General features: G+C 44.0%; 6 protein-coding genes. 5 read left to right on the forward strand and 1 reads right to left on the reverse strand.

Features of this window, described 5'->3' with window-relative positions:
- The first annotated feature begins 450 nt into the window (after nucleotides 1-450).
- The 3 genes from DP117_RS10400 (at nucleotide 451) to DP117_RS37205 (ending at nucleotide 6,238) form a co-directional block, all read left to right on the forward strand.
- The gene (locus tag DP117_RS10400) at nucleotides 451-1,788 is read left to right on the forward strand and encodes a transposase (RefSeq protein ID WP_348982996.1); all 1,338 of its coding nucleotides are present in this window, start codon (nucleotides 451-453) and stop codon (nucleotides 1,786-1,788) included.
- Nucleotides 1,789-1,830: 42 nt separating this feature from the next.
- Nucleotides 1,831-4,470, forward strand: coding sequence for an alanine--tRNA ligase (gene alaS / locus DP117_RS10405; protein ID WP_169218235.1), 2,640 nt, complete (start codon nucleotides 1,831-1,833; stop codon nucleotides 4,468-4,470).
- Between the two features lie 172 nt (nucleotides 4,471-4,642).
- Nucleotides 4,643-6,238: an AAA family ATPase gene (locus DP117_RS37205; protein ID WP_169218236.1), complete on the forward strand. Its 1,596-nt coding sequence runs from the start codon at nucleotides 4,643-4,645 to the stop codon at nucleotides 6,236-6,238.
- 228 nt (nucleotides 6,239-6,466) lie between these two features.
- Here DP117_RS37205 and DP117_RS10415 read toward each other — a convergent pair whose 3' ends face one another.
- The gene (locus tag DP117_RS10415) at nucleotides 6,467-7,720 is read right to left on the reverse strand and encodes an HhoA/HhoB/HtrA family serine endopeptidase (RefSeq protein WP_169218237.1); all 1,254 of its coding nucleotides are present in this window, start codon (nucleotides 7,718-7,720) and stop codon (nucleotides 6,467-6,469) included.
- A gap of 278 nt (nucleotides 7,721-7,998) precedes the next feature.
- Between DP117_RS10415 and DP117_RS10420 the strand changes: the two genes are divergently transcribed.
- Nucleotides 7,999-10,131 (forward strand): SUMF1/EgtB/PvdO family nonheme iron enzyme, encoded by a 2,133-nt coding sequence (locus tag DP117_RS10420; RefSeq protein WP_169218238.1) that lies wholly within the window; start codon nucleotides 7,999-8,001, stop codon nucleotides 10,129-10,131.
- A gap of 200 nt (nucleotides 10,132-10,331) precedes the next feature.
- Nucleotides 10,332-10,517, forward strand: a complete 186-nt coding sequence (locus DP117_RS10425; RefSeq protein WP_246275482.1) for a hypothetical protein — start codon at nucleotides 10,332-10,334, stop codon at nucleotides 10,515-10,517.
- Nucleotides 10,518-11,107: the final 590 nt, after the last annotated feature.

The following is an 11,107-nucleotide window of genomic DNA, read 5'->3' on the forward strand; positions in this document are numbered from 1 at the left end:
TATAAGGGGTAGGCTGAAAACCCCGGAGGAACAGGCACTACGTGCCGCCTTCCGTGCTATGCCCGAAGGGGTTGGGTAAACCCTCGACAAGGATGGACAACCCTTGTATTTTTGCGGCCTCCAGTCAACTAGTTTTACCCAAATTCTTGGGTAGGGCCGCAAAAATACACCCAGATTTTGGGTTTTACAAGTAGACATTGTATAGGGTTGTCCATCCAAGGCTCATGAAAAATGAAGCGGCACGCTGCGCGAACAGACCGGGGCGGGGGTCTAACACGTAAAAAAATTAGCCATGCCGAGGGACTAAGCGACAAAAAATTGCTGGTTCATTTTCTAGGGGACAAATGCGTGGACAATGCGTCGGATGAAAGCCACAAGGCACTTTTTAAAGTGCCTGATATTTTTCCGGAATTCGTGCTAAGAACGTTGTAGAAGATTGAGCACAAGGAGGTGATTTTATTGCCAAAAGATTATGGTTGCCAGCAAGTATTGTTAAATCGCTCATTGCTTGTCCATCCCATTCTTGAATATCTTTGCAATCAAGCTCATAGGTTAACAAATTGCGGAATATACTACGGTCGTCAAATTTGGTTTCAAGAGCGCAGGTACCTTAAAAAGTTCGATTTAATAAACGAACTTAAGAGTAGCCTAAACTACCAATCTCTTTATTCACAATGCGCTCAACAAGTTTTACTTGCTGTTGTAGAAAGTTTTAAATCTTTCTACGAGTTAGACAAGAAAAGCCGCAATGGAGAATTAGATCAAAAGCCGCGTCTTCCTAGTTACCGCAAAAACGGATTAGCTGTTGTCACTTACCCAAAACAAGCATTAAAGCTAGTTGGAGGTGAAATACGAATTCCGCTAGGACAAACGGTAAAAGCGTGGTTTGGGATAGATTATTTTACGGTTCCAGCACCGTCTAATATTGATTTTGCATTAATCAAAGAGTTGCGGATTCTGCCACGTAACCGTGAGTTTTACGCTGAATGGGTATATGAACAGCAGCCAGTTCGACAAATTAAGCTGAATGAGAGATGGGTGTTAGGAATTGACCCAGGTGTAACGAATTGGTTGACGTGTATTGAGAATTCATTTGGCGGAAATAGTTTCATCATTGATGGTCGGCACGTCAAATCTGTTAACAAGTGGTATAACAAGCAGATTGCTTGCATTAAGGAAGGCAAACCTCAAGGGTTTTGGTCCAAGAAGTTAGCAACCATCACCGAAAAACGTAATCGACAGATGCGAGATGCAGTGAACAAAGCAGCGCGGATTGTCATCAATTACTGCTTGAAGAACAGAATTGGAAATATTGTGTTTGGCTGGAATAAAGGTCAACGTCAAGAATCGAGTCTTGGGCGTAGAAACAACCAAACATTTGTACAAATTCCGACATGCAGATTAAAAGAGCGAATTGAGTGTCTGTGCAAACGGCACGGCATCAAATTTGTTGAAACAGAAGAGTCGTACACATCTAAAGCATCGTTTTTAAATCGCGATCCTCTACCGACATATGGTGAAAAACCCGATAGGTGGAAGCCGTCAGGAAGACGAACTAAGCGCGGATTGTACAGATCATTATGGTACGGAACAATCAACGCGGATTGTAACGGAGCCGCTAACATAATTCGTAAAGTAGCCGCAACGTCGGGGTTCGACCTTGATGGAGTGGGTATGGGCGCTTTGACACGCCCCACCCGGATTAAAATTTGGGTGACAGCTAAAAACGTGAAGGGGCACGGCTTTAGCCTGCCCCGTAGCGTCAATTTAGAATCCCCTCGCCTTTAGGCAGGGGAGTGTCAATAGTTAACATTATTTTTGTAAACACCCATGTCTGATCATCTCCACTACAAAAGCGGTAACGAAATTCGCACCTTATTCCTAGACTTCTACGCCCAACGAGGACACCAAATTCTCCCAAGTGCTTCCCTCGTTCCAGAAGATCCAACCGTACTGCTGACGATCGCGGGGATGCTACCATTTAAACCCATTTTCCTCGGACAGCGGACACCAGAATTCAAGCGTGCTACCACTTCTCAAAAATGCATTCGCACCAATGATATCGAAAACGTTGGACGCACAAAACGGCATCACACGTTTTTTGAGATGTTGGGGAACTTCAGCTTTGGGGATTATTTTAAAGAACAAGCGATCGCTTGGGGTTGGGAAATTTCCACAAAAGTCTTTGGTTTACCAAGAGAACACCTCGTTGTGAGTGTCTTTGAGGAAGATGACGAAGCCTTTGCTATCTGGCGTGATCAAATAGGCGTTCCCGAAGCCAGAATTAAACGTTTGAGGGAAGACAACTTTTGGAATTCTGGTCCTACTGGTCCTTGTGGTCCGTGTTCAGAAATACATTACGACTTTCACCCTGAACGCGGCGATGACAATATTGATTTAGATGACGACAGCCGGTTCATTGAGGTTTATAACCTTGTCTTCATGCAATACAACCAGGATGCAGAAGGGAATTTAACACCTCTAGCTAATAAGAACATCGACACTGGGATGGGTTTGGAGAGGATGGCGCAAATCCTTCAAGGAGTTCCCAACAACTACGAAACTGATTTGGTTTTCCCCATTATCAAAACAGCAGCCCAAATTGCTGGGATAGACTACGAATCAGCAGATGAGAAAACCAAAGTCTCCTTAAAAGTGATTGGAGATCATATTCGTGCAGTCGTCCACATGATAGCCGATGAAATCCGCGCTTCTAACGTCGGACGAGGTTATATTCTGCGTCGCCTGATTCGTCGGGTTGTCCGTCATGGAAGATTGATTGGGATTCAACAAGAATTTACTACCAAAGTTGCCCAAAGTGCGATCGCCCTCTCGGAATCAGCTTACCCTAACGTCCGCCAAAGAGAAAACGCCATCAAAGCAGAACTGCAACGAGAAGAATCTCGCTTCCTGAAAACTTTGGAACGCGGTGAAGAACTGCTGGCGGAAATTATCCAACAGGTGCAAAGCAAAGGCGAAACCCAAATCAGTGGCGAAAGTGCTTTCACCTTGTACGATACCTACGGTTTTCCTTTAGAACTGACTCAAGAAATTGCTGCTGAAAACAACCTCAGCGTTGATGAGGCGGGTTTTGATGCAGAAATGCAAAAACAAGTAGAACGCGCCAAGGAAGCACACAAAACAATCGACTTAACGGTACAAGGTTCTCTCGACAAGCTGGCGGAACACATCCACGCAACAGAATTCTTGGGTTACACCCAACCTGTCGCGACATCCAAAGTTGAAGTGCTGTTGGTAGGTGGCGTTTCCCAAGAAGAAGCAGAAGCCGGAACAGACGTGCAAATTGTCCTCGACCAAACTCCATTTTATGCAGAGTCGGGCGGACAAATAGGCGATCGCGGATATCTTTCTGGTGATGGTGTCCTTGTGACAATTCACGACGTCAAGAAAGAATCGGATTTCTTTGTTCACTTCGGACGCATCGAACGCGGTACAATCCGAGTAGGAGATGATGTGACCGCGCAAATTGATCAAGCTTGTCGTCGTCGCTTGCAAGCAAACCACACCGCAACTCACCTACTGCAAGCAGCGTTGAAGAAAATTGTTGATGACTCCATATCGCAAGCAGGTTCTCTGGTGTCATTCGACAGGTTGCGGTTTGACTTCAACTGTCCCCGTGCTTTAACACCAGAAGAAATACAGCAAGTTGAAGAACAGGTAAACACTTGGATTGCCCAAGCACACTCCGCAAAAGTGGAAGTTTTGCCCTTAGCAGAAGCAAAAGCCAGAGGTGCTGTTGCCATGTTCGGTGAAAAATATGGCGAACAAGTGCGCGTCATTGACTTTTCTGGTGTATCAATGGAACTTTGCGGAGGAACTCATGTCAGTAATACTGCGGAGATAGGAGTTTTCAAAATAATCTCTGAAGCTGGTGTGGCGTCAGGAGTCCGGCGAATTGAAGCAGTTTCTGGTCCTGCTATTTTAGATTACCTGAATGTGCGGGAAAAGGTCGTGAAAGATTTGAGCGATCGCTTTAAGGTAAAACCGGAAGAACTTCCCGATAGAATTACGACTCTGCAAAACGAACTTAGAAACACCCAAAAGGAATTAGAAACTCTTAAATCACAACTGGCGATCGCCAAATCAGATAGTTTGCTGCAAACAGTCGAGTCCATTGGCGATTATAAAATTCTCGTCGCCAAAATGGAAGACGTTGATCCAGAATCCTTAAAAACTGTAGCCGAACGCCTGCTGCAAAAACTTGGTAATGGTGCGGTTGTGTTAGGTTCTGTTCCAGAGGAAGGAAAAGTCAGCTTAGTTGCTGCTTTTAGTCCAGAGGTGAATAAGAAAGGGTTGCAAGCAGGGAAATTTGTGGGTGCGATCGCGAAAATTTGCGGTGGTGGCGGCGGTGGAAGACCGAATCTTGCACAAGCAGGCGGACGCGATGCGAGTAAATTACCAGAGGCGTTGGAACAAGCACACAGTGAGTTGCGAACGGCTTTGGGTTAACCAGCTTATCTTTAATAAGTCAAAGGAGAAAAAGGAGAAATGTGTAGCTGGCATTTCTCCTTTTTCGATTTAAAAGCCGACAACCAAAATTGGTAGCTATAATTTATACTGCTTCAAAAATTAAGGGTGCTAAACTGCTCCATACCTAACTCTTAACTAATACCAGCAAATAGTGTATAAATACTCAGACTTAGACCAGAAAAACCTCAAATGGTTTCCTTGTGACACTTCACGTGCAACTTTACTCACGATACAGGTTTTAAGTGGTCAGATACGTGGTTTGAAGGGGGTTACTATCGACTTTCGCTACCCAATTACAGCCATTGCTGGACGTAATGGTTCTTGTAAAACCACAGTTCTGGCACTATCAGCATGTGCGTTTCACAACAAACCTAATGGCTTCAAGTTAGCTGGAAGACAACATTCCTACTATACTTTCTCAGATTTCTTTATTCAAACAAAAGAGGAAGCTGCACTTGGCGATATAGACATTCGATATCAAATTCTTCATAACAATTGGAAAGTTACTAAGCATAATCCTGACCAGGTTGGACCTGGTGAGCAAGTACGTCATAAGAAATCTGGAGGTCGCTGGAATAACTATGATTCAAGAGTTCAACGTACCGTTGTATTTCTTGGTGTTGAGCGCATTGTTCCACATGTAGAAAGAAGTGTATCTAAAAGCTATCGAGGTAAGTTTAAGCCAGGAACAGACCACGGATGGGAAGATAGTGTTCGTGAAACTGTAAGCAGAATCCTTAGTACTGACTATACCAGTTTCAGCTATAGACGACACTCAAAATATCGTTTGCCTATAGTGGCTAAAAAAGATCAGAATGTCTACTCTGGCTTTAACATGGGAGCAGGAGAACACTCTTTATTTGAATTATTTTCAATTATCAATGAGTGCCCAGATGGCTCTCTTATTTTGATTGATGAGATAGAATTAGGTCTTCATGAGAAAGCACAAGAAAGCTTAATTGAAGAATTAAAGAAAATATGTGAAAAACGTAAGTTTCAAATTATTTGTACAACTCATTCCTGTCGGATTCTTGAGTGCTTACCACCAGAAGGCAGAATTTTTCTTGAACGCAATGGGAGTGAAACTACTGTCATACCTGGAATTTCACCGAGTTATGCCACTGGAAAACTCTCAGGTCGTCAAAATGTTGAGTTAGATATTTTGGTCGAAGATGAGGCAGCTAAATTAATAGTGGAAACAGTTTTAGATAACGATCTTCGCTCACGCACAAAAGTTTTACCTATAGGTTCAGCAACAGCGGTTATGCGACATCTTGGTGCTAAATATAAAGAAATTATGCACAAAAAAGACAGAACGATAGAAGTTTGTGTGCTTCTGGACGGTGATCAATTATCGAAAAAGACTGAGCAGATTGATCAATTTTTAAAAGCTCTTGAAAATCCTACTGAACAACAAGAGGCTAAAGATTGGGTGGACAAACGCCTGAGTTTTCTACCTGGCAATGAGTGGCCGGAATCATGGATTGTTAACCCCAAAAGCAGAGAGCTATTTTATGAAAGATTTAAGCGAGAATTACAAATGTCAAGTGCAGCAGTAGATCATATGTTAGATTCCGCATCTAGGGCTGGGAAGCATAATGAGTTTTATGAAGCGGCAAAAATCTTGACTTATGATAAAACAGTTGTGGCAACCTACCTAATTAAGAGTGCATTTGAATCAGTTCCAGAGGAATCAAAAAGACTTATTAATTTGATTCGAGGTTTTCTTGGAGAAAAGACAATATAGTTTTGTCGGCTGGGTGGAATGAAGTTAAACCCAATACAATCAGTAGTTGGGTTCTGCTATTGCTTCACCCAATCTACCACAAGAAGCGATAAGCCGAACGCTTGCTGCAAAAACTTGACAATGGTGCCGTGGTGCTGGCTTCCGTTCCAGCTGAGCAGAAACGGAGCGTAGGCAGGGGGAACGCTCCTAAGTTCTGAATTCTGCTGTATGTGTTACGATGCGTAAGTCCTATTGCATTGGAAAAGCACCTGGGCGGACAGCTAAGTCAAGGTTTTGACCATTGCGACGCAATTGCATGCGCAAATTTCCCCCAATTTGGCTATTTTCCACTGCCTTTTGAACAGAGGCTGCATCTGCAACTGTTTGACCATTAAGTTTTTGGATTACATCACCAGCACGTATCCCCGCTTTGGCTGCTGGTGAATTGGGCATAACTTTGACAACTAAAACGCCACTGTCTTCATTAACACTTAAGCCACTGTTGGGATCAGAGTTGATGTTTTCTTTCAACTCAGGTGTCAACGCCTGCATCGCAATTCCTAAATAAGGATGTTGTACTTTACCTGTGGCTATCAATTGATTGGAAATTCGTTGCGCTGTGTTGATAGGAATAGCAAAGCCCAATCCTTGCGCCCCCTGGATAATGGCTGTATTCATCCCTATGACTTGTCCTTGGGCATTTAGTAATGGTCCCCCAGAGTTACCAGGGTTAATTGCTGCGTCTGTTTGAAGATATTCCACTCGCTTGTCGGGAGCACCAATTTGATTGCTTGTCCGACCTGTTCCACTGATAATTCCAGTGGTGACGCTGTTATCTAAACCAAGGGGGTTACCAATGGCGATCGCCCATTCTCCGGGTTGTAGCTGATCCGAGTTACCCAATGTCACTGTTGGTAGGTTATCTGCTTGAATTTTGACAACAGCCACATCTGTTAATTCATCTTTGCCTAACACTTTACCTTGATAAGTGCGTCCACCCTTGAGTGTCACTTTCACAGTATCCGCACCATCAACAACGTGAGCGTTGGTGAGAATGCGACCGTCAGCACTCATAATAAAACCTGAACCAGTACCACGTTCTACCCGCCTTTGTTGTGAATTTGGCAGTGCAGAACCAAAAAAGCGGCGCAAGAATGGGTCGTTAAATTCTTCTGGCAACTGGGTTTTCACGGTTCGCGAAGCATCAATCCGCACAACGGCTGGTCCGACGTTTTGCACAACCTTCGTAACAAAACTACTACCCTCTGGATTCGTCGGTATTGGGGGAGCAGCATTGACCCGACTCACAGCAAGATCAGATGCGTTTTTAGAAACCTGTTGGGAGTGGGAAGCCAAGTAGCCACCTGCAAGAGTCATCCCAGAACCTAGTAACACGAGCGATAAATGAAAAGCTGTTTTTTTCCAAGGACCAGTCATATTACTTAATAAAATTTTGTTGTGTACGTTTAATTCGTGATTGTCATCACTCGGTTTTCTATACATTTTGTCTTTGTTAAGATTTTCTGGATACCATCTCTAATCTAGAAAGCCTTTGTGACGATGCTATTACTAAGATATGACGAAATTGTAAAAAGTTTTGTGCCCATATCTATTGAAATTCCGTTTGTGTTGCTCGGCAAGAGCCTTTCTGGAAAAACCCTTGAATAAAAAGTAGAAGCAATAGTAAAACACTCAAACGAAAAGTTAGTAAACAGGCACAATAGAATTGGTGGCAACAGTCGAGACAACGCAGAAACTTGTGGGGACATAGGCAGGCAAAGATGGGGAAGTTAGCATTGCTGATAGGGGTGAGCGAGTATCAACCCGGACTAAATCCGTTACCGTGTGCGGTGAAAGATGTTGAAGCAATGCGACGAGTACTGACACACCCAGAAATAGGAAATTTTGCTGAGGTAGATATCACAGTCCTCAAAAATCCCGAACGTCAGGAAATGGAAGATGCTATTTACAATCTGTTTGCCCATCGCCAGAAACAAGACTTATTATTATTTTACTTTTCTGGCCACGGGATTACAGATGATTACGGCAAGCTTTACCTCTCAACTTCTACCACTCGTAAACAGAATGACAGGTTATTCAAGCCTTCAGCAGTAGCAGCCAGTGTTCTGCACGAAAGTATGAATGAGAGCCGTTCCCAAAGACAGGTGATAATTTTAGACTGTTGCTTTAGCGGGGCGATCGCCCAAGGTTTAACAGTCAAAGATGATGGTACTGTAAAGTTACAGGAACAGCTAGGCGGTAAAGGGCGGGCAATCCTGACTTCATCCACATCTACCCAGTACTCATTTGAACAAGAAGGTTCAGACCTCTCCATATACACCCGCTACTTAGTTGAAGGTATGGAAAAAGGTGCAGCGGATCGCGATGGCGATGGTTGGATTTCGATTGATGAACTGCACGAGTATGCTAGCAGCAAGGTAAAAGAAGCAGCACCAGCCATGACTCCCAAGTTTTACCCAATTGAGGAAGGTCATAAAATTTTGCTGGCAAAATCACCAAAGGATGATCCTAAGGTGAAATATCGTAAGGAAGTAGAAACTCGTGCGAAGGAAGGTCACGAGTTTTCTGTTTTTGCTCGTAGAATTTTAGACGGAAAGCGCGATGAGTGGGGATTAACTCCAGCAGAAGCAGCTGCAATTGAAGAAGAAGTTTTGCAACCTTATCGGGAGTATGAACGTAAGCGCCATGAGTATGAGCAAGCATTGATTCAGGCAATTGCTCAAGAATATCCCTTTAGCAAAACTACTCAAAAAGATTTCAAAGAATATCAGCAGTATCTGGGACTGCGGGATGAAGATATTGCCTCAATTGAACAACGGATCGTTACTCCGAAACAAGCAGAATATGAGCGTAAGCAACAGGAAGCACAGAGGTTACAGCAAGAGCAAGAAAGAGCCAAGCGACAAAAACAGCAAGCAAAATTACGAGAACTACCTCAAACTCAATCATCACCAGTTTCTCAGCCAAAATCTCCCTCTGTTATTCAAACTAATATTCCAACGAATACTCAAACTAATATTCAAACTCAGCAGTTTGAGTTCGAGTATGCCACAATCATCGTCAAATCAAAATTTTTAGGTATAGGAAAAACCTGCGAAATCAATCGTCATCGGGGTCGAGCAGAATTTTTCACAGAAAACCTGGGCAATGATGTGTTGCTGGAGATGGTGGCAATTCCTGGCGGTCAATTTTTGATGGGTTCTCCAGAGAATGAGCCAGAACGCCTTGCTCGTGAAAGTCCACAGCACACCGTCACCATTCAACCCTTCCATATGGGTAAGTTTCCTGTAACGCAAGCTCAATGGCAAACCGTTGCCGCTCTTCCTAAGGTCAAAATAGATTTAAATCCAGATCCATCCCGCTTTAAAGGAGCTAATCGACCTATTGAGAGGGTATCATGGGACGATGCAATTGAATTTTGTGCTCGATTGGCTCACAAAACTGGAAAGCCCTATCGTTTGCCCAGTGAGGCAGAATGGGAATATGCTTGTCGCGCGGGAACGACTACCCCGTTTCACTTTGGCGAAACCATCACCACAGATTTAGCAAACTACAACGGCAACTATATTTATGCTTCTGGACCAAAGGGTGAATATCGTGAGCAAACAACAGAGGTAGGAAAATTTCCACCAAATGCTTTTGCTTTGTATGATATGCATGGTAATATATGGGAGTGGTGCCAAGATGCATGGCATGATAGCTACAAAGGAGCGCCTGCTGATGGTACTGCTTGGATGAGTAAAAATGATAATGATTATCGGCTGCTGCGTGGCGGTTCGTGGTACGTCAATCCGCGGTTCTGCCGCTCGGCGTACCGCTTCAGGTTCGCGCGTGACCTCACGTACGGCCTCGCGGGTTTTCGGGTTGTGGTTGCGCGGCTCAGGACTTCTTAGCCCTTTACACTTTTCTCCTTTTGCACTTTGCGCTTTCTTCTTTTCTCTTCACTTTCCGCGCGAAGCGCGATCAATTTTTTTTCAGATTTTTGGATGAGTTTAAATCTATCACTTTAATAATACAAAAAACTTACCGTTTAATCAAGAGGTTTGTCTTAATATTATGTTAATTTAAACTATGGGGTAGGCAACTCCGACTGCTGCGTGGCGGTTCGTGGAACAACAATCCGAGGAACTGCCGCTCGGCGAACCGCAACAGGAACGCGCGTGACAACACGAACAACAACGCGGGTTTTCGGGTTGTGGTTGCGCGGCTCAGCGCTCTTCTGTGTCAGAACTGGTGGATGGGAATTCATCGGGCGTACCAAAGAAGAGTCCAGACCTAGTCCAGTGAGGTTGATGACAACTTCCGAAAATCAAACTGAGCCGGATAGCTTGGTAGATTGCAAGGTCGAACAGTTGTCCGGCTTATCATATTAAAAGCAAAAGCGCTTCCGGCGTTGCTGATTTGAAGTATGAATCTAGTTTTGTCATGCTGAATGTAGCGAAGCGAAATGAAGCATCTGCAGAGATTCTATGTCTTTGGGACACGCTGCGCTAACGCTTCACTTCGTTACGTATGCCCTCCGGGCACGCTGCGCTAACAGAATGACAATTCATACGCTGATTCAGCAACGCCGCGCTTCCTATTCCTCACTCAACTCAAAATTCACCCAAGCATAAATAAGTTGTAAAACTAGATGTTTTACAGCTTAGTAACAGTCGAGACTATTTACTAATAGGACGCAACATTTCCCGAACTGCTATGACACATTCAGGAAACGCTAGCGGTGAAATTGTCACATCTTCTGTAAGAATTGCCTCACTTTGATAACCATTTTGATATCAGGTTCGGTTAAAGACTTATCATTACCAAGCTGCACCGAACCCCTCCCCTCAATCCCCTCCCCTTGCTAAGGGGAACTCGGGGTCCCCT

This window comes from Brasilonema sp. UFV-L1, assembly GCF_012912105.1.
Lineage (GTDB): Bacteria > Cyanobacteriota > Cyanobacteriia > Cyanobacteriales > Nostocaceae > Brasilonema.